This is a genomic window from Thermogutta sp. (genome assembly GCF_039793925.1).
In the GTDB taxonomy this organism is placed as follows: Bacteria; Planctomycetota; Planctomycetia; order Pirellulales; family Thermoguttaceae; genus Thermogutta.
The window spans coordinates 28,571-49,049 of record NZ_JBAMME010000193.1 but is presented as its reverse complement, the minus strand read 5'-3'; the positions used below and the strand labels follow the sequence as shown (position 1 = coordinate 49,049).

At 57.5% G+C, this 20,479-nt stretch carries 12 protein-coding genes; 9 read left to right on the top strand and 3 right to left on the bottom strand.

Features of this window, described 5'->3' with window-relative positions; genetic code table 11:
• Positions 1-27 precede the first annotated feature (27 nt).
• Entirely contained in the window at positions 28-1,701 is a 1,674-nt protein-coding gene (locus tag ABJK56_RS07170; protein ID WP_347243983.1) for an FAD-dependent oxidoreductase, read from the bottom strand.
• A gap of 299 nt (positions 1,702-2,000) precedes the next feature.
• Between ABJK56_RS07170 and rfbB the strand changes: the two genes are divergently transcribed.
• From rfbB to smpB, 3 genes are all read left to right on the top strand, one after another.
• Entirely contained in the window at positions 2,001-3,089 is a 1,089-nt protein-coding gene (gene rfbB / locus ABJK56_RS07165; protein ID WP_347243982.1) for a dTDP-glucose 4,6-dehydratase, read from the top strand.
• Positions 3,090-3,114: 25 nt separating this feature from the next.
• Positions 3,115-4,005 carry a glucose-1-phosphate thymidylyltransferase RfbA gene (gene rfbA / locus ABJK56_RS07160; RefSeq protein WP_347243981.1) on the top strand — a complete coding sequence of 297 codons (891 nt, stop codon included), beginning with the start codon at positions 3,115-3,117 and terminating at the stop codon, positions 4,003-4,005.
• A 142-nt stretch (positions 4,006-4,147) separates the two neighbouring features.
• The gene (gene smpB, locus ABJK56_RS07155; RefSeq protein WP_347243980.1) at positions 4,148-4,642 is read left to right on the top strand and encodes an SsrA-binding protein SmpB; all 495 of its coding nucleotides are present in this window, start codon (positions 4,148-4,150) and stop codon (positions 4,640-4,642) included.
• 137 nt (positions 4,643-4,779) lie between these two features.
• On the opposite strand, the gene ABJK56_RS07150 is transcribed toward smpB, so the two are convergent.
• Positions 4,780-5,943, bottom strand: coding sequence for an aldose 1-epimerase family protein (locus ABJK56_RS07150; RefSeq protein WP_347243979.1), 1,164 nt, complete (start codon positions 5,941-5,943; stop codon positions 4,780-4,782).
• A 447-nt stretch (positions 5,944-6,390) separates the two neighbouring features.
• Here ABJK56_RS07150 and ABJK56_RS07145 point away from each other — a divergent pair, with 447 nt between their 5' ends.
• Together ABJK56_RS07145 and aceE are read left to right on the top strand one after the other, a co-directional pair.
• On the top strand, positions 6,391-7,293 hold the full coding sequence (locus tag ABJK56_RS07145; protein ID WP_347243978.1) for a PfkB family carbohydrate kinase: 903 nt from the start codon (positions 6,391-6,393) through the stop codon (positions 7,291-7,293).
• 253 nt (positions 7,294-7,546) lie between these two features.
• Positions 7,547-10,291, top strand: coding sequence for a pyruvate dehydrogenase (acetyl-transferring), homodimeric type (gene aceE / locus ABJK56_RS07140; RefSeq protein WP_347243977.1), 2,745 nt, complete (start codon positions 7,547-7,549; stop codon positions 10,289-10,291).
• A 40-nt stretch (positions 10,292-10,331) separates the two neighbouring features.
• Here the strand turns inward: aceE and ABJK56_RS07135 are convergent, their stop codons facing one another.
• Complete coding sequence (locus tag ABJK56_RS07135) at positions 10,332-11,393, bottom strand: PIN domain-containing protein (RefSeq protein WP_347243976.1); 1,062 nt, start codon at positions 11,391-11,393, stop codon at positions 10,332-10,334.
• A 1,056-nt stretch (positions 11,394-12,449) separates the two neighbouring features.
• Here ABJK56_RS07135 and ABJK56_RS07130 point away from each other — a divergent pair.
• From ABJK56_RS07130 to ABJK56_RS07115, 4 genes are all read left to right on the top strand, one after another.
• Positions 12,450-13,778: a DUF1501 domain-containing protein gene (locus ABJK56_RS07130; protein ID WP_347243975.1), complete on the top strand. Its 1,329-nt coding sequence runs from the start codon at positions 12,450-12,452 to the stop codon at positions 13,776-13,778.
• A 55-nt stretch (positions 13,779-13,833) separates the two neighbouring features.
• Positions 13,834-16,365, top strand: a complete 2,532-nt coding sequence (locus ABJK56_RS07125) for a pre-peptidase C-terminal domain-containing protein (RefSeq protein WP_347243974.1) — start codon at positions 13,834-13,836, stop codon at positions 16,363-16,365.
• 30 nt (positions 16,366-16,395) lie between these two features.
• Positions 16,396-18,870: a DUF1549 and DUF1553 domain-containing protein gene (locus ABJK56_RS07120; protein ID WP_347243973.1), complete on the top strand. Its 2,475-nt coding sequence runs from the start codon at positions 16,396-16,398 to the stop codon at positions 18,868-18,870.
• Between the two features lie 103 nt (positions 18,871-18,973).
• The gene (locus ABJK56_RS07115; RefSeq protein WP_347243972.1) at positions 18,974-20,425 is read left to right on the top strand and encodes a c-type cytochrome domain-containing protein; all 1,452 of its coding nucleotides are present in this window, start codon (positions 18,974-18,976) and stop codon (positions 20,423-20,425) included.
• Positions 20,426-20,479: the final 54 nt, after the last annotated feature.

Below are 20,479 nucleotides of genomic sequence, written 5' to 3'. Positions count from 1 at the left end.
GGCAGAAGCTGTCTCACAACAGATGGCTTACCCGTTGCTCCTTGGTGTGCCCCGCCGGTAAGCACGATAGGTCGAGTATCCGCCGGAGAGATTGCGTGCGCGGAAACCTTTTTGAGTGAGGATTCGCGCACCGTAATAGGAACGCTGGCCGCCGGCACAATGAACCCAAATTTCGCGATCCCGCGGTAATTCGTGCAGCCGGCCACGGAGTTCTCCCAGGGGAATGTTGACCGCGCCCGGCAAAGCTCTCGCGGCAAATTCGCCAGGGGTTCGCACATCGAGGATGAATGGGCGTTGCTCCTCGGGAAAACGGTCCAGCTCATCCCAGTGGGCAGGGGTCACATCGCCCCGCAGTATATTCCCTGCCACAAAGCCCGCTATATTGACCGGATCTCTTGCACTGCCCACTTGCGGTGCGTAGCAGAGTTCCGCTTCTTCCAGATCGTACACGGTGCCACCCTTTTGGATCATCGCTGAGATGACGTCGATCCGTTTGTCTACGCCTTCACCACCAACCGCCTGGGCTCCCAGAATACGACCGTCGCGGGGATCGAAAAGCAGTTTGATGGTTATCGGTTTGGCCCCCGGATAATAGGTCGCATGGCTGGCAGAATGGGTGAAACTTTTTTGGTAGGGGATCCCAGCCCGCTGAGCGGCTTTCTCGGTCAGGCCTGTTTTTGCGATATCCACACCGAAGACTCGAACGAGTGCAGTTCCCAGCACCCCCGGGAAACGGCTGGGACGGCCGCAAATGTTGTCTGCCGCCACGCGTGCCTGGCGGGAGGCAGGCCCCGCTAACGGTACCCAGGTCGGCTGGCCGGTGATCAAATCCTTGACCTCGACTGCATCTCCGACAGCCCAGATTAATGGATCGCTCGTCTGCATGTGCTCGTTGACACGGATTCCGCCCAGGGAGCCGATCTCCAGGCCGGCATCTTGTGCCAGCGTCACGTCTGGACGAACGCCAACGCTGAGGATGACCGCGCCACAGTCGATCTTTTCTCCGCCCGCCATCACCAGAAGCTGGGAACCATCCGCCTCAATCGCTTGGAGGGGGTGCCCAAGGAGTAGACGAACATCGTGGGCGGCCAGTTTATCGTAAATAGGCACGACCATCTCCGGATCGAAACCCGGAAGAATTTGGGGTGCGGCCTCCATGACGGTGACCGTAATGTTGCGATTGACAAGATTCTCCACCATTTCCAGGCCAATATAACCTGCCCCCACCACGACAGCCCGGGTCACATGCCTGTCCTGTAGCCAGCGATAGATACGCTCTGCGTCCTCGAGGAGTCGAAGTGTGAAGACCCCAGGCAAATCGACCCCAGGAACATCGGGGACAATCGGCTTTGCCCCTGGGGAGAGCACGAGGGCGTCATAAGGCCGGGTGAAACGGGCTCCCGTCTGCCGGTTGCGGACTTCCACAAGCCGATTTTCGCGGTCAATGCGAGTGACTTCGTGATTGACCCGAACTTCGACGTTGAAATAGTCTCTGAAGCGCTCCGGTGATGCAACGAGTAGTCTTTCGCGAGGAGAAATAACCCCCCCAATGTAGTATGGTAGGCCGCAGTTCGCGAAGGACACAAAGCCACCGCGCTCGAATACGTAGATTTCAGCATTTTCGTCCAATCGTCGCAGTCGGGCAGCGCAGGATGCCCCGCCCGCCACTCCGCCCACAATCACCACGCGTCTGGAGATCATCGTCAGCTCCTCTTCGAACGCCACCTGAGGGTTTGAGTTGTGTTCTCCGCCACAAAGATGGGAAAACGCCAATTTTTGTTAGCAGATTTCCAGTTACCGCTTATTTCGATTGTAGATTGTTATGGAATGCTTGTCACGGAAGGTGGCGCAAATAACCAAGAAAAGGGGGTTTGTGTCTTGCGAAGGCACTCGGTAGAAATGGTACGCGAATTAAGCTATATAGAGAAAGCAGTACCAGCAACCTGATCACCGGCGGAACAATCACGGCAACCAGGAACTTTTCAAGGGGACCGGTTACTATGGACACCATTCTCGTCACAGGCGGGGCCGGATTTATCGGGAGTAACTTCGTTCGGTTCTGGCTGCGGGAAGAGCCGGGACGAGTCGTCAATTTGGACAAACTCACATATGCCGGGAACCTGGACTCCTTAGCGGACGTGCTCGATGATCCCCGCCATGTGTTTGTGCAGGGGGATATCTGCGACGGGCCTATGGTGCGGCAGCTCCTGGAGGAGTTTCGTCCCTGGGCCATTGTGAACTTTGCAGCCGAGTCTCACGTGGATCGTTCCATTGACGGACCTGCGGCATTTGTTCAGACCAACGTGGTCGGCACCTTTCGACTCCTGGAAGCCGCCCGCGATTACTGGAGTGGCTTGCCCGCCGATGAAAAGGAACGCTTCCGTTTTCTTCATGTCTCCACCGATGAAGTGTACGGTTCGCTCGGTCCCACGGGATACTTCACCGAGGAAACACCTTATGCCCCGAATTCGCCTTACTCAGCTTCCAAAGCGGCGGCCGATCATTTCGCGCGGGCTTATCACCACACGTATGGGCTGCCGGTCCTAGTGACCAATTGCTCCAACAATTATGGCCCCTATCAGTTTCCGGAAAAATTGATTCCCTTGATGATTCTCAATGCCGTGGAGGGTAAACCGCTGCCCGTTTATGGAGACGGTCAAAACATTCGGGATTGGCTGTATGTCGAAGACCACTGTCGGGCGTTACGGTTGGTGTTGAAAAAAGCCCGGCCCGGTAGCGAGTACAATATCGGCGGCAACTGCGAACGGACCAACCTCCAGGTTGTCCACGCGATTTGCGAGATTGTGGATCGTCTTCGCCCAGATCTACCGCATCGGCCGTGTTCCCAATTAATCACGTTTGTTCAGGATCGGCCCGGTCACGACCGCCGTTATGCCATTGATGCCAGCAAGATCCGTCGCGAATTAAGGTGGGAACCCCAGGAAACGTTCGAGACAGGGCTCGAACGCACGGTCCGATGGTATCTTGAGAACACCGCCTGGGTGGAGCGGGTGACCTCGGGCAAATATCGGCGGGAGCGTCTCGGGCTGGGGCGGGTTAGAAGCGAACAACGCGTCTCTCAGGGGTGAAGTGCGGCTTGATGGAGGGCTTCTCATGACCATCTACTGCAAAAAGGGGATTGTCCTTGCAGGGGGAGCAGGCACCCGACTTCATCCCTTGACGCGGGCGGTAAGCAAACAGCTCCTGCCGATCTACGATAAGCCGATGGTGTATTACCCGCTTTCTACCCTCATGCTTGCCGGGATTCGCGATATTCTGCTCATTTCCACCCCCGAGGATACCCCGCTCTTTCAGCGTTTACTGGGCGATGGGTCCGAGCTGGGAATCTCCATTCGCTACGCTGTTCAACCCAAGCCCGAAGGATTGGCACAAGCATTCATTATCGGGCGTGACTTCATCGGGCCGGATCACGTGGCGATGGTGCTGGGCGACAACATCTTCTATGGGCAGGGGTTCCAGGCGATGCTTGTGCGGGCGGCCTCGCGCCCGGAAGGCGCCACCGTCTTTGCCTATCTTGTCAAAGACCCACAGCGCTACGGGGTGGTGGAGCTGGACGAGCAGGGCCGACCTGTTCGAATCGTGGAAAAGCCCAAAGAACCACGCTCGAACTACGCGGTGACCGGTTTGTACTTTTACGACAATGATGTGGTGGAAATTGCGGCCCAGCTCAAGCCCAGCGCTCGCGGAGAACTGGAAATCACCGACGTCAACCAAATCTATCTGGAGCGGGGGCGACTCCATGTAGAGATTCTCGGCCGCGGTTTCGCCTGGCTCGACACAGGGACGCACGAATCGCTCCTGGAGGCGTCCAATTTTGTGGAAACCATCGAGCATCGTCAGGGATTGAAAATTGCCTGCCTTGAAGAAGTTGCCTATCGCAAGGGATTCATCGACGCCGCCCAACTCGAAAGGCTCGCTCGCCGCTACAATAACAGTTATGGGCAGTATTTGCTCGATCTTCTGAAATATCCTGGACTGAAGTGACGCGGCGCCAGACTGGAGGCGTGAGCAACGAATCGCGGCATATGTCGCCCATGCCGCGCGCAGATCCGAGCGGCACATTGTCAATAATCTACAGCAGGTTGCGGACCGGGGGCGAATGCTTCGTGTTGCTCCGGAAAAAATTATGGCCAAGGACAAGAAACCGACCGACTCCGAACACAACAACGAACGCGTCGTAACCCAGAATCGACGCGCCAAGCGCGACTATGAAATCCTCGACACCCTCGAGTGCGGCATCGCCCTTTTGGGCAGCGAGGTGAAAAGCCTGCGCAACGGAAAAGTTTCCATCGAGGAGGCCTTTGCCCGGGTCAAAGACGGAGAAGTTTGGCTCTACAATTGCGACATTCCAGAATATCCACAAGCGAATCGATTCAACCACGACCCCAAGCGTCCGCGAAAACTCCTCCTTCATCGGCGAGAAATCACACGATTTGCCGGACAAGCGTCGCAAAAAGGCCTGACGCTCATTCCATTGAAAATTTATTTCAAGCGGGGACTGGCCAAGGTCCTGCTCGGCTTGTGTCGTGGGCGCAAAGAGCACGATAAACGGGAAATCATCAAGAAAGAAGAGTCGCAGCGGGAAATTCGACGGATTATGCAACGCTATCAGAACCGTTGACGCCAGCCGGGCTTCCTCCGTCTCGCCTGCTCATCCCGATATACACCGCGTGGAGCAACGAAAGTCCAACTGTACACATCCGGCTCCTGCGAGGTGATTGTCACGGACCACAGGGCTGGGAGAGGGGAAGAGTTCCCTCACGGAGACCATTCGGGCCAGGGTTCTCGGAGTACCTCGGGCGCCGTGCTTCCCTGCAGCCAAAGGATTTCACTCCGCGCACTGGAAACGGCCTCAGAGCTACAGAGAGCGGCGATTGTGACCGTGAAGCTGCGGGATTCACCCGGCTGAAGGGTGATGACGCGGCCTTTGGACTTTTCGAAGGAGCGGCGGTTGGGGAAATTCACGGCGGGCTCCAAACCCGTCACGTATCCGTCGCAGAAAGGCTGCTCGTTCTTCCACAGGGTGAAGTAAGGCAGCTCGTGGACATTAAATCCTACGCGAACACCCCGGGTGCCTGTCTCATTGTGCAAAACGGCCTGCGTAAAACCTTTGCCATCACCGAGCGGCTGGATGAAATAGACCGTCTCGGGCTTGCCCGGCGTCTCCGGACCATACCTGTCCCAGCGATCGATTTCCGGCGCCGCCACGGCGTCGCGGGGTGCCAAACGTTTGACCGGCAGGATGACGCGCGACCCCGGCTCCAGGACGGGTCGACCAAAATTAATGTGATAGAGGAGCTCCATTTCGCCGGGCACGGCGGCAAGGTTGGTTACGGTGTCGGTGACAGCTAATTCACAGGAATTGGGCAAAGTGCTGATAGCCGTGGAAAGTTTGAGTTTGTTGAAGAAGAGTCGGGTTTCCAGGACTTCTCCACAAATCGACACCTGGCCGGTTTCGTCGTCGACCACGATTTCTACCCGTGAAGCCGGGAGATTCGCGATCTTGCCGTGGAGGGGATAGCGCAAAACGCCGCGGTCATCAAATTCCGGTGCACCATTGCTTTCCAGACCGCAGCGAACAAAAAGTTCGTCAAAACCGTCCAGCCATCCTAAGCCACTCGGTTCCCAAAGATTGACCCACCGGGGATGCACTGGGCCGCGGATCGGCGCCTTCCAGCCTAGCTCCAGATCGCCGCACCATGCGCGCCAGATACCCATTCCCCGAGTGGGGAGCACCACCACGCGAAGATGTCCGTTGTGGACTTCAATCGTCTCCACGCCTTCAGAACGGCCACCGTGCAGGGTCCGCTTGGTAATGGTAACCCCTTCCGGAATCGCAGGGGCAATATCGTGCGTGAGAGTCAACTGTTCCACCCAAATACCGCGGCTTACGTCGGTGATGACCCATTTTTGTTGCGCCATGGCCGGTCCCGTCTCCGTTGTGGTTTTGTTGATCGACTGATTGCTGGGGATTCCGGGTGCGAGTCTCCGTCGACGTCCGTTGGGGCTCGCTCACCCACAGCACCCTTACCCCTCTCCTGAATTCCTGGTACTGTCGCGTTAGTTTACCTGCGCAAAAGTGTCAAGGAAAGCATGGAGATTGAATCGCTTGCTCCAAAGAGGCGCCCCGAGCGGGCCCCGGATAAATCTCACCTCGCGATTGGAGTCCTGGTATACCAAAGAGAGCTCCTGTTCGATTGGCAAGCATGCCACAAGCACCGGCTCGGTGGTTCCCGCTGAGTTTTGTTCTGCTGGGCAGAGTCAGCAAAAGTCGGTATCCTTAGAAAGACGTCAGATGCTTGTTGGAGGCAGTTCGTATCGCAGATCGAGGTAGGCCGAAAAGGTACTTGGTAACGGAGAGCAGGGTCCATGCCGCTTGTTGTTGTGGGTTCCGTCGCTTTGGACAGTGTCGAAACGCCCGAAGCCAAACGAGAAAACCTCCTCGGAGGATCGGCGGTTTACTTCTCGCTGGCGGCGCGCTTTTTCACCCGTGTGCGTCTGGTTGGGGTGGTGGGGGAAGACTGGCCTCCCGAGCATACCAGGCTCCTCGAGGATTGCGGGGTGGACGTCACCGGTCTCAGTGTGGTCGCGGGAGCGAAGACGTTCCGCTGGCGTGGGCGGTATTTCCCCAACATGAACGATCGTGAGACACTGGAAGTGCAGCTCAATGTGATGGAACAGTTCGACCCTGTGCTTCCCGAGGAACATCGCCGGTGTCGATTCCTTTTCCTGGCCAATGGGTCGACCCGCATGCAGCTTCGCGTGCTGGAACAATGCGTGGGACCCAACCTGACTGTCGCTGATACGATGGACCACTGGATCCGCACGGAGCCTGAGGAATTACGGACGTTACTCCAACGAATCGACGGATTGGTGCTCAACGACTTCGAGGCCAAGCTACTGGCAGAAGACCAGAATCTCATCCGTGCTGGCCGAAAAATCCTTGATATGGGACCCACCTTCGTGGTCATCAAGAAGGGTGAACACGGGGCCATGTTCTTCAGCCGCCACGAAATGTATGTTCTTCCCGCCTACCCAACGGCCGATGTGGTCGATCCCACTGGAGCCGGAGACAGTTTCGCCGGCGGTATGATGGGTTATCTTGCGGAGCAAACTGAATTCTCACCAGAGGATCTCAAGACTGCCATGGCCTACGGAATCGTAGTGGCCAGTTTTACTGTGGAAGATTTCAGCGTGGATCGGCTTCTCAAGATCAGACGCCAGGACATCGACGCCCGGCTCGACGCCTACCGGAAAATGCTGATGTTCTGAATCGCTCCGGCATGGGATACGCGCTACAACGGGGGCGAAGCGAGTTGAGCATTTTCCCATTGAGAATAGTGGCAATTCAGACCGATGAATCGGAAAACTGCCCGCGGGGTCGGTGTGCAAGATATAATTAACAAAATTTGAGAAAGACATACCGGCCCGCACAGGATCTCGCCGAAAGGTCGTGGGCTTTGCTGGCGATCAGAAGTCTGGGATTAAGCCGTTAACAAGAGGGGTAAGCAAGGAGTTACACCTGATGTGTGCCCTAGACGTTCGGGAACACGAAGCGCAGGAGCGCAAGCTACGGAACGGACAACTGCCGGATGGTGCCATTCCGCAATTGGCCAAAGATATCGATCCCGAAGAAACCCAGGAATGGCTGGATGCGCTGGAGTACGTTATTCGAAAGCATGGAGGCGAGCGAGCGGTTTATCTCTTAGAACGCTTGAAAGAAAAGGCATTCCGAAGCGGCGTGCCATGGGTTTCCGCTGCCACGACTCCCTACATCAACACAATTCCCCCGGAAAATGAGCCCGAATATCCGGGCGACCGCGCTCTCGAGCGGCGCATCAAGAGCATCATCCGGTGGAATGCCATGGCGATGGTTGTGCGGGCCAACCGGGTCAGCTCAGGAATCGGAGGACATATCTCCACATTTGCCTCAGCGGCTACTCTGTATGAAGTGGGGTTTAACCACTTTTTCCGCGGAAAACAGGGGAATCATCCGCCCGATTTTGTTTACTTCCAGGGGCATGCCAGCCCGGGAATTTACGCGCGGGCGTTTTTGGAAGGGCGAATCACCGAAAAACAGCTAGAAAACTTCCGTCGCGAGTTGGCGGAAGGTGGGGGACTGAGCTCTTATCCCCATCCCTGGTTGATGCCCAATTTCTGGGAATTTCCCACGGTGTCTATGGGACTGGGGCCGATCATGGCGATTTATCAAGCCCGGTTCAATCAGTATCTCGCCGATCGGGGAATTCTTCCGGAAGCCCGCGAATCCAAAGTCTGGTGCTTTTTGGGTGACGGGGAATGCGACGAGCCCGAGACGTTGGGAGCGATTACCCTCGCAGGTCGGGAACGCCTCGACAACCTCATTTTCGTGGTAAACTGCAACCTGCAACGGCTCGACGGACCTGTTCGTGGGAACGGCAAAATCATCCAGGAACTGGAGGGGGCCTTCCGAGGTGCTGGATGGAACGTGATCAAGGTGATTTGGGGATCCGATTGGGATCCGCTTTTGGCCAAAGATAAGGACGGCCTCCTGGTCCGCCGAATGAATGAAGTGGTGGACGGCCAGTACCAGAAGTACACCGTCATGCCGGGAAGTTACATCCGCAAGCACTTTTTCGGTGTGGATCCCCGGTTGGAAGCTTTGGTCGCCGATTTGACTGACGAGCAAATTCGCCGCCTCAAACGCGGCGGACACGACCCGATCAAAGTCTATGCGGCGTATAAAGCCGCGGTTGAGCATAAAGGTTCCCCCACGGTCATCCTGGCCAAGACGATCAAAGGTTATGGGTTGGGAGAGGCTGGAGAAGGGCGCAATATCACCCATCAGCAGAAAAAATTGAATGAGGAGGAGCTGCGGCGATTTCGGGATCGCTTCGACATTCCCATTCCCGAGGACAAAGTGGCCGAGGCGCCGTTCTATCGTCCGCCCGAGGACAGCCCCGAAATTCAGTACCTCAAAGCCCGGCGCAAGGCGCTCGGCGGGCCGGTGCCAAGTCGTCGGCAGCCAAAAGTGAAGTTAGAGCCACCCAAATGGGAAGACTTTGCCGAGTTCTTTGCCGGAAGCGAGGGACGCGAAGTCTCCACCACCATGGCGTTTGTGCGGTTGCTGGCGCGTTTGATGCGGGACAAGAACATCGGGCGGTATATTGTCCCCATTGTTCCCGACGAAAGCCGCACCTTTGGCATGGAGGCGCTGTTCCGACAGTTCGGAATTTACTCCCACGTGGGTCAGCTCTATGAGCCGGTGGACTCTGACACGGTCCTGTACTACCGCGAGGCGGTGGATGGTCAAATCCTGGAAGAAGGCATCACAGAAGCTGGGTCGATGGCGTCTTTCATCGCGGCCGGTACGGCACATTCGACACACGGAATCAATATGATTCCGTTTTTCATCTTTTATTCCATGTTTGGTTTCCAGCGAATTGGAGATCTCATCTGGGCCGCCGGTGATATGCGGTGCCGGGGCTTCCTGATGGGAGGAACTTCGGGCCGCACGACGCTGGCTGGAGAGGGTCTCCAGCACCAGGATGGCAACAGCCACCTGTTTGCTCTGGCCTACCCGACCTGCCAGGCTTATGACCCCTGCTACGCCTACGAAATGGCGGTCATCGTGCTGGATGGCATCCGGCGGATGTACTACGAGGAAGAAGACATTTTCTACTACATCACGCTGATGAATGAAAACTACGAGATGCCGATCCTGCCGATGGGCTCGACAGAAGGCATTTGCAAGGGCATGTATCGACTCTCGGTGCGTGATCTGGGGCCGGACCGTCCCTGCGTGGACCTTATGGCCAGCGGCGCGATTTTGCGAGAGGCGCTGCGGGCACAGGAGATTCTCGACCAGAAGTTTGCCGTCTCCAGCCGGGTCTTTAGCGTCACAAGCTGGAAATGTCTTCTGGAAGATGCCCGGGAGGTCGATCGCTACAATCGGCTCCATCCAGACTCACCGTCCCGCGTACCGTATGTCCAGCAGGTGCTGGAGGGATCGAAGGGAACGGTAGTCGCGGCGTCGGACTACGTGTCTGCTGTGCCGCTCACCCTTGCCCGGTGGATTCCCGGCGATTATGTGGTGCTGGGAACGGATGGCTTCGGTCGGAGCGAAGCCCGCCGCGAACTCCGCCGTTTCTTCGAAGTCGATGCCGAGAATATCACGCTGGCCGCACTCAGCTCTCTGGCGGAACGGGGGCTTTATCCGAAAGACCGCCTCTCGTCGGCCATCAGAGAACTGGGGCTAGACCCAGATAAGCCCGTGCCGTGGAAGGTTTGAAGTTTCGGTATTGTTTTCCGACGGTCGTGTGACCGAAGGCTCACGCCACGCTGGCGTCCCTGGCGTGGGCGTTGTGTTCCACGACTCGCTCGAAGCGACCGAAAATCATGCGGCCGGCGCTCGTTTGAAGGACGCTGGTCACATTGAGGACCACGGTTTTCCCGACATATTCCCGGCCGTCTTCCACCACGACCATCGTCCCATCGTCGAGATAGCCGACGCCCTGGCGTTCCTCTTCACCCGGCTTGACCAAGCGGACCTGGATCTGCTCGCCGGGGAGGAAGCGCGGCTTGAGGGCGTTGGCAAGGTCATTGATATTAATCACCCGAACACCGTGGACTCGTGCCACCTTGTTGAGGTTGTAGTCGTTGGTTACGAGTCGCCCTTCCAGGTGTTTGGCGAGGGTGACGAGCTTGACATCCACGGACTGCCCGGCGAACTCAGGAAGGTCTCGGTCCCAGATATTAAGCTCAACATCGGGATTATTGCGGAGGCGGTGGAGAATATCGAGTCCGCGTCGCCCCCTGGCCCGCTTGGAACGATCGGCACTATCGGCGATCGCCTGGAGTTCGTTGATGACGAATCGGGGTATGACAAGTCGACTGTCGAAGAGATTCGTTTCCACGAGATCGGCGATGCGCCCGTCAATGATCACGCTGGTGTCCAAGATGTACGGTCGGCGTCCCTTAACCTCCTTGGTAAACTCGACGTAGGGGATAATGAATCGGAAATCGTCTTTGGTCTGAAACAGGAAACTGATACAAACGTAACAGAGGACTGCCGCAAGGATGAGCTGCACCACGTTGCGTACCCGCTCTTCGGTTTGCAGACTTTCGAAAACGGGCGTGAGCGCTAGTCCCGCCACATAACTGAGAAAGAGTCCCACGATCAAACCGAAATAGACGGAGCTGATAATCTCCAGCGGCTTGCGCGGGATCAGGATATCCAGCAGAATGACTGCCCCGCCGATGGCCATGATTCCCAGCACAATCAACCAGGCTGTCCACTGAAGGTCCTGGGGATACAGGCCGGCCTTAACAACGATGACCGCCACACCCGCTAGAACGACGAGGAAGGTGAGGCGCAAAAAAGTGAGAACCATGCTGGTGCCCTCTCTGTTACCGAATGCGCAATCCTATAGCCATATAGAAGGATGGGTCACAGGCCCAGAGGACGCTGCCGACGAAACATCCCTTATCCAGAAGGTGCTCTTTCCCGTGACTCGCCGGCTTCGCTGGGCGTCTGCCCTCGGCTAGCGCCTACCGGGACGAATACGTTCCTCCGTCGATTCTAGCCGAAACGGAAGCCACCATAAAGCCTTTTCGCTGCCAGGACACCTTTTGCGGTGTTCCTCTGGAACTATGTTGTTCGATTCCACAGGTCATTGCATTTGCTAAGAGTCTGCGAAAGGTTTTTCTACAGCACAGAGGAAGGGAAAAAGGCACTCTTCTCCCGAGAAACTCGTTCGTCGCGCCTGGCGAAATCAAAAGGACAACTAATAAAACGGACGTGACGAGCATGTCCCATCGAGACGGCTGGGTAGGCTGGTCGTGCCCGCTCTGACTCGCTGGCTCAGTCAATGAAAGGGAGGCTCCTAGGACTGACGGAGTTTGCTGCCCAAGAGCAGCATTTAGGTACTAATTTACTAAATTCTCCGCCTCATCAACGCTGAAAAATTTTTGATCCCCACACTTGCTTGTCGGTCGAAGGCGAGTACAATGAGGCGGCAAATATAACAGATAATTTTGCCAGTTTTGGAATCTTCCCTTGGAGTTTCTGGGCGCCTCCAGCAACAAGCCGCGCTTAAGTTTCCGCCAACGAAATACTCCCCCAACGAAGCAGACAAATTCCGGTTTCTGACCGGCCGTAAAATTCCCACCGCTGCGTTCCTACGATGGTTGCTTCGCGGCAGATAGCAGGTTTGCGAAGAAGCTGGCAAAGCGGCAGCGGATTACTTGCTGCCCTTTTGGGAGCGCTTCCTCTAGCCCAAGTGTCCAGTCGGCAAGCTCAGTCAGGTGAGGCGGTGGAGGTGTCGGAAAAATGCGGTATTGCGGTGTTGTGTTGCGAGAATAGTGCCCAAAGCCTGTTTTTTAGCATTCAACGATAGGCGAGGGGCTTAATAACAGGTGTTCACAGATTTGTTCGGGGGAGTAAAACGATGGCTCACACCAATTGCCGTGGTAATACGTTCTTTCAGGGTAGTCGCCGGGAATTCCTCACTGTGGGGGCTCTCGGCTTTCTCGGCCTGACGCTCGGTGACCTCTTGCGTCTGGAGGCTGCTCAAGCACAGGAGGGGAGTGCTTCGGCGGATCCCACCTTCGGGAAAGCCAAGGGATTGATCCACATCTTTCTCCCCGGTGGAATGGCTCAGCAGGAGTCATTTGACCCTAAGCCCTATGCCCCTCTGGAATACCGTGGCTCTTTTGGAACTGTGAAAACCAATACCGGCGAGCTGTTCTCCGAAAACTTTCCTAAGCTTGCCCAGGTAGCGGATAAATTCACAGTCATTCGCTCCATGAGCCACGGCGAAGCGGCGCACGAGCGGGGCACACACAACATGTTTACGGGTTATCGGCCGAGTCCTGCTGTGACGTATCCCAGTTTGGGAAGCATCGTGAGTCACGAGCTGGGCCCCCGAGAATCGCTCCCTCCTTACGTGTGCATTCCCAATCAACCGAACCCGTACGCTGGGCCGGGTTATCTTAGTTCAGCGTACGGACCGTTTTCGCTGGGGGCTGATCCGGCAGGACGCGGTTTTCGAGTCCGCGACTTGAGCCTGCCCCAGGGGGTGGATGAGCACCGGTTTGCACGACGTCGCACTCTTTTGGAAGCCGTCAATGCTCACTTTGCCGCTCTCGAAAAGGCTGACGCCGTTCAGGCGATGGACTCCTTCTATTACCGGGCGTACGAAATGCTCAGTTCGGCCAAGGCCCGAGAAGCATTCAACCTAGAAGCCGAGCCACCTCAAATCCGTGAACGGTACGGTTACACTGAGGCCGGCCAACGATTCCTGCTGGCGCGGCGGTTGATTGCGGCGGGTGTCCGCGTTGTCACGGTCACGTATGGCGGATGGGACTTTCATCAGCAGATCGTGCCGGGGACGAAGCGGCTGGCTCCCGCGCTCGATCAGGCGCTGGCGGCTTTGTTCTCGGATCTCGATGCCTCAGGGCTATTGGATGAAATCATCGTGATGGTTTCCACGGAATTCGGCCGAACTCCCAAAGTCAACGGGACAGCGGGTCGCGATCACTGGCCCAAGGTCTTTAGCATTCTCCTGGCTGGAGGTGGCATCGCGCGCGGCCAGATTTTCGGTAGTTCGGATGCCACGGCGTCCGAGCCGGCCAGCGAGCCCATTGGTCCCGAGGACCTCTTTGCCACGATTTACCATCTGCTGGGGGTGGATTACGAGAAGCGCCTGATCGGTCCCGGGAATCGGCCGCTCAACATCGTGCGTGACGGCCGGGTGCGACGAGGCCTGATCGCGTAATGAACCTGCCATGCAGTCCTCCCGCTCGTTGCCTGCCAGTTGGGAATACCTCGCCATGATGCGGAACAATCGCTCAGTCCTCTGGATGAAAGGGTTCGGGATGCCTTGGTCGATTCTGGACCCCGCGCGATGGGAGCACTCCAACCCGTTCCTCGGCGGCAGAAACACTTCATGTGCGGTCGTCCATCGAGCCGTGATTGCCTGCGCGGGACTCGTCCTCAGTTTGATCTTTTCCAGTTGTTTGTGGGCCGTCGATCCGGAGATCACACGTGTGACGCCGATCAGCGCTCAGCAGGGCACGGAAATTGAATTGACTATCGCTGGTTCCCGTTTGGATGACGCGGCGGAGTTGCTTTTCACTAGTGCCGGTTTTTCGGTACGGGAGATCACGACCAAATCAGGCACCAGCTTGGTGGCGAAGGTGGCCGTGGCTCCCGACTGCCCGGTTGGAGAGCACGGCCTCCGGGTGCGCACGGCGACCGGGATCTCGAATCTGATCACATTCCACGTGGGGCTCCTTCCGGAGATTGAAGAGAAAGAGCCTAACAACGACTTCCAAAATCCCCAGGTGATCCCGCTCAATACAACAGTCCGCGGAGTCGTTGAGAACGAGGATGTGGATTACTTCGCCGTGGATCTCAAAGCTGGGCAGCGATTATCGGTGGAGGTGGAGGGAATGCGACTGGGGAAAGCCTTCTTTGATCCTGCTGTAGCCATCCTGGATTCCAAACGTTTTGCGCTGGCTGCTGCGGACGACACGGCATTCGGAGGTCAAGACGCGGTTTGTTCGGCGATAGCGCCGGCGGACGGGCGGTACATTGTGCAGGTGCGGGAAAGCGCCTTCGGAGGATCTGGAGATTCCTATTATCGGTTGCACGTGGGCACGTTCCCGCGACCAGTGGCGGCATTTCCCCTCGGCGGTATGGCTGGTCAATCTGTGAAGGTGCGCTGGGTCGGTGACCCGCTCGGCCCCTGGGAAGAGGAAATGACGCTTCCCTCCCAACCTATGGACCGATGGCCTGTTCTGGCACATCGGGATGGTCAGGCGGCCCCCACGCCCAACTGGATGAGAGTGAGTCCGGACGGTTCTGAAGCCGGAGAGGTTGAGCCCAACGACGCCCCGAACCAGGCCACTCCGGCGTCCGCCCCGGGGGCGTGCAATGGCGTGCTGGATCGACCAGATGATCGCGATTTCTTCCGCTTCTCAGCCAAAAAAGGTCAGGCCTTTGACATCCGCGTCGTTGCCCGCCAGTTGCGCACACCTGTAGACAGCGTGCTCACCGTGCACGCGGCGGACGGCCGGCAACTGGCCGCCAACGATGACGCGGGCAGTCCGGACAGCCTCATTCGCTGGACGGCCCCCGACGATGGCGAGTATCTCATTGGGATTCGCGATCATCTGGGGGCGGGCGGCCCAGATTACGTTTATCGCATCGAAATCACACCCGTCCAACCAAAGCTGCGACTGAGCTTGCCGGAGCGGCAACAATTTCGCGACATTGTGGCAGCCGTGCCACGCGGTAATCGATTCGCCTTCTTGGTTTCGGTGACGCGTGAGGATTTTGACGGCCCCGTGGACCTGCGCTTTGAAGATCTGCCGCCAGGTATCAGCGTGGAGACCTTTCCCGTTCCGCCGGGCCAGACGGTCGTACCCGTCATCCTCACTGCCGCCGCTGATGCTCCGCTGGAAGGGCGATGGGTCAGCATCAAAGGCGTTTCGAAGGTCGGCGAGCAGGAGATTATGGGAGAACTGCTCCAGCGGACTTCACTTGTTCGCGGCCAGAATAATCGCGAGTACTGGAATTTTTACTCCCATCGCCTGGCGACAGCGGTCACCGAACCTGTGCCGTTCCAGGTGACAATTCAACAGCCCAAGGTTCCGCTCGTTCAGGGTGGCACAATGGAACTGACTATCAAGGCGGAGCGAGTTGCTGGATTTGACGGGCCGATCACGGTGGCGATGTTGAACTTACCGCCAGGCGTGTCGGCCCCTACGTCGGTCACGATCGCTCAGGGTGCTCAGGAGGTGCGGATGCCGCTTACCGCCAACAGGGAGGCCGCTGTAGGAACCTGGAAAATCGTAGCCCTGGCGTCTGCCAATATCGGAGGGACCGTTGAAGTGGCCACGCCTCCCGCGGATCTGACGATTGCCACACCTTTTTTGGTGATGACATTCCCTCAGATTTCGCTGGATCAAGGACAGTCAGGAAACTGGCTGGCTCAGGTCGAAGTTCGCACCAAGTTTGACGGGAACGCTCAGGCGGAGCTTCTCGGACTTCCTTCGGGAATAGCGTCAGATCCACAATCGATCACAGCCGACATCCAGCAGTGCACGTTCCCCCTGCGAACAGAACCTACTGCGCCGGTGGGACTTCACAAATCGGTCATTGTGAAGGTAACGGTCATCCAGGACGGCGAGCCCGTCGTTCACCTATTGCCGGCAGGGGAACTGCGCATCCAGAAACCGGCTCCGGCCCAGGTGGCGAAGGCCGCTCCGCCTCCGCCGCCACCTCAACCGACGGAGAAACCTCTCAGCCGTCTGGAGCAACTCCGGCGGCAGCGCCAGAATCAAACCGCGACGCCGTAAACCTTCCTTTAACAGGAGGGCTTCCAAGCCATGAATCGAGTACGTTTCCCTTTCTCGAGGTTTCCTCAGCGTGCAACCCGTTCGGCCGGGATGGCCACACTTGCTGGTTTGATTGCGTTTTGGGGCGTAATCGCGGCCAGCCATGCGGCGGAAATTGTCCGGCTGGAGATCTTCCCTTCTGACGCCCTGCGCCTCGAAACGAAGGACGATCGGCAGTCGTTCGTAGTGGTGGCTGTGGCGGCCGACGGGGTCACTCAGGATGTGACGGCCCAGGCCAATCTCCGTTTGGAAAACCCCGCTCTCGCCCGGTTGGAAAATGCCACCCTCTATCCCCAGGCCGACGGCGAAACTCGTTTGATCGCGGAGTACGGGGGGCAGAGTGCAGGTGTGGCCGTCGTGGTCAAAGATGTGGAAAAGGAACGCCCTCTCAGTTTTCGCTTAGACGTGATGCCGGTATTCATGCGGGCGGGCTGCAACACGGGGGTCTGTCATGGCGCTGCCCGCGGGAAGGATGGTTTCCGGCTCTCCCTCTTTGGATTCGATCCCGAGGGGGATTATGAGCGCCTCATCCACGAGGTGCCATTCCGCCGAGTCAATCTCGCCGTTCCGGAGGACAGTCTCATTTTGCAGAAGGCCATCGGAGCCGTTCCGCATACAGGTGGCAAACGCTTTGAGAAGGATAGCGAATTGTACCGTACTCTCTATCGCTGGCTGGAACTGGGCGCCCCGCGCGACAGTGGAAGCGTGCCCAGCGTGGAGAAGGTCGAAGTATTCCCTCCGCAGAGTGTCCTGCAGGGTGAGAACGTCACCCAGCGGCTGGTGGTTCGAGCTCACTACTCGGACGGCACGGATCGGGATGTTACCCACCTGGCCGTTTTCCTCAGCAATAACGATTATGCGGCTCCCGTTGACGAAAACGGGTTGGTTAAGGCGGCGCACCGTGGCGAGGCGTTCATTCTCGCTCGCTTCGACACAAAGGTTGTGGGAAGTCAGGTCCTCGTGCTTCCCGCCGATGCACCCATGGTGGCCACCGATGAACCTGCAAACTATATCGATGAACTGGTCAATGAGAAACTTCGCAAGTTACGCATCCAGCCGAGCGGTTTGTGCAGCGATGCCGAATTCCTCCGCCGCGTGACGCTAGACATCATCGGCCAGCTTCCGACGGAGGACGACTATGCGCGGTTCCTGGCCGATACCCAACCGGACAAACGGGCAAGGTTGGTGGACGAACTTCTCCAGCGCAAGGAATTTGCGGAACTCTGGGCGATGAAATGGGCAGAAGTTCTTATGGTCCGTTCCGACGTAAACGTCAGTTATAAGTCGGCGTATCTTTATTCCCAGTGGCTGACGGAAAAGATTGCTTCCGGAGAACCTTTTGACGAGATCGTTCGCGAGCTGCTGGCATCCGAAGGTGGCACGTTCACCAATCCCGCCACGAATTTTTACCAGGTGGAAACGGACACCTTGAAGACCGCTGAAAACGTGGCTCAGGTGTTTATGGGCCGTCGTATTCAGTGCGCGCAATGCCATAACCATCCGTTCGACCGCTGGACGATGGACGATTACTATAGTTTCGCCGCGTTTTTTGCCCAGATTGGTCGTAAGGGAGGAGAAGACGAACGAGAAACGATCGTCTTCAACCGGGGAAGCGGCGAAGTCCGTCATCCGGTGGACAATCGCGTGATGGCCCCGAAGTTTTTGGGTGGCCCGCAGCCGCAGATAAACGGCGAGGATCGTCGCAAGGTTCTCGCCGAGTGGCTGACATCGCCCGATTGTCAGGATTTTGCCTGCAACGTTGCCAACCGGATTTGGGCGCACTTTTTCGGGATGGGTATCGTCGATCCGGTGGATGATGTCCGCATGAGCAATCCCCCCAGCAATCCACAACTGTATGAAACGCTGGGGAAAAAGCTCATCGAGTACAAGTACGACTTCAAACGCCTGGTGCGGGACATCTGCCTATCCAAGACTTATCAGCGATCGGCGATTCCGAATGAGAGCAACCGCGAGGACACGCGTAACTTCTCCCACGCCCACGTCCGCCGCCTGCAGGCCGAAATTCTCCTGGATTGTATCTGCCAAGTTACCGAGGCGCCGGAAAAATTCCGCGGTTTACCGCTTGGTGCCCGGGCGATTCAGATCGCGGATGGAAGCACGACCAATTATTTCCTCACTACGTTTGGTCGGTCTCCCCGAGATACGGTCTGCGCGTGTGACGTGCGTACCGACCCTACACTCTCTCAGGCGCTTCATCTGATCACGGGCAATACGATCGAAAACAAGATCAGGCAAGGTGGTCTCATTGACCGGTGGTTGAATGAAAAGGTGTCGCCCGAAGATATTGTCAAGCGGCTGTTCATCCGCACGTTGACCCGCGAACCGACCGAACAGGAAATGCAGGCGGTTCGGGAAGCGCTCAAGGAGCAGGCCGATCCGAAGCCGGTTTTGCATGATGTCTTCTGGGCCCTTTTGAATTCCCGCGAATTTTCCTTTAATCATTGACCGTCCCCGCCTGTGGACAAGAAAAGAGGAATGGCCACCTATTCTTGTCGTCAGGTTGCATTAAACTTGCGGCGGCATTGAGTGTGCGAGGAGTAAGCGTTCCATGCGAAAGTGTCTCTTAAGCGGCTGGTTCGGTGGTGTGGCCCTGGTCTTCTTTGGATGTCTGAGCCTGCGTTCAGTCCTCGCGGAGGAGGCCAAAATCACTTACGCGGATCATGTCCGGCCTATCTTTCGTGAGCACTGCTTCGCCTGCCACAACCAGAATAAGGCTACCAACGATCTGGCCCTGGATAGCTACGAACGGCTCATGCAGGGCGGGGCCAGCGGAGCGGTCATCGAGCCAGGAGATCCTGACAACTCCTATCTCTGGATGCTCGTTTCCCACAAGCAACAGCCTTACATGCCCCCGAACCAGGACCCGCTCCCCGCAGAGAAGCTCGAGATCATTCAGAAATGGATTCAGGGCGGGGCGCTCAAAGACAGCGGGAGCTCGGCTGGGGCGGCCAAACCCAAGGTGGATCTTTCCATGGCGCAGGTGACGCCGGCCCAGCAGGGAACGCCCATCATGCCGGAGAATCTGCCCCAGGAACCGATCCTCGTCACACGACGACCTTCCCCCGCTTACGCGCTGGCCACGGCTCCCTGGTCGCCGCTGGCAGTCATCGCGGGTCAAAAACAACTGGTCTTCTACCATACGGAAACCGGCCAGCGGCTGGGTATTGTGCCTTTTCCTTCGGGGGTGGCCTACGATCTGAAGTTCAGCCGTTCCGGAGCAGTGCTTGCGGCCGGCGGCGGGATTGGGGCCAAGGTGGGAAATGTCGTGATGTATGACGTAAAAACCGGCAAAGAATTGACAACCATCGGCGACGAGCTGGACGTTGTGCTCGCCTGCGATGTCAGTCCGGACCTGAAACTTGTGCTCCTGGGCGGTCCGCAGAAAATCGTACGGGTCTTCAACGTGGAAGACGGTTCTCAGCTCGTCGAAATCAAAAAGCACACGGATTGGATTTACGCAGCCGCCTTCAGCCCCGACGGGGTGCTAATGGCCACAGCCGACCGCGCCGGCGGACTGTGGGTGTGGGAGGCGGGTACGGATCGCGAGTTTGCCAGTCTGGATGGCCACAAGTCCGCTGTGACGGCACTCGCCTGGCGGCCAGATTCGAACGTTTTGGCGTCTGCTTCCGAAGATGGAACGATCAAGCTCTGGGATATGAACAATGGCCAGCAAATCCGCAGCATTAACGCCCACAGTGGCGGCGTGACCACCGTCGCTTTCATGAACGATGGGCGTCTGGTATCAGGGGGACGCGACAAGACCGTGAAAATCTGGGATATCTCTGGACGAAATTTGAAGACGTTGCCCGCGTTTCCAGAGCTGATTCTTCGGGTGGCCGCCACTTATGATAACAAGCGGGTGGTGGCTGCTGACCTTTCCGGAGAAGTACGCCTGATCGACATCGAGTCGGGGAGCACGGTAGCCAATCTGCCGGCCAATCCGTCCCCCGCGTCGGAGGCCCCACCTGCCACAGCCCAGGCTGCCAGTTCAGCAAAATGAAGCTCCCAACAATTTTCGCGGGTGCGTTGACGCGCCCTCGTCTGGAGTGGTAAA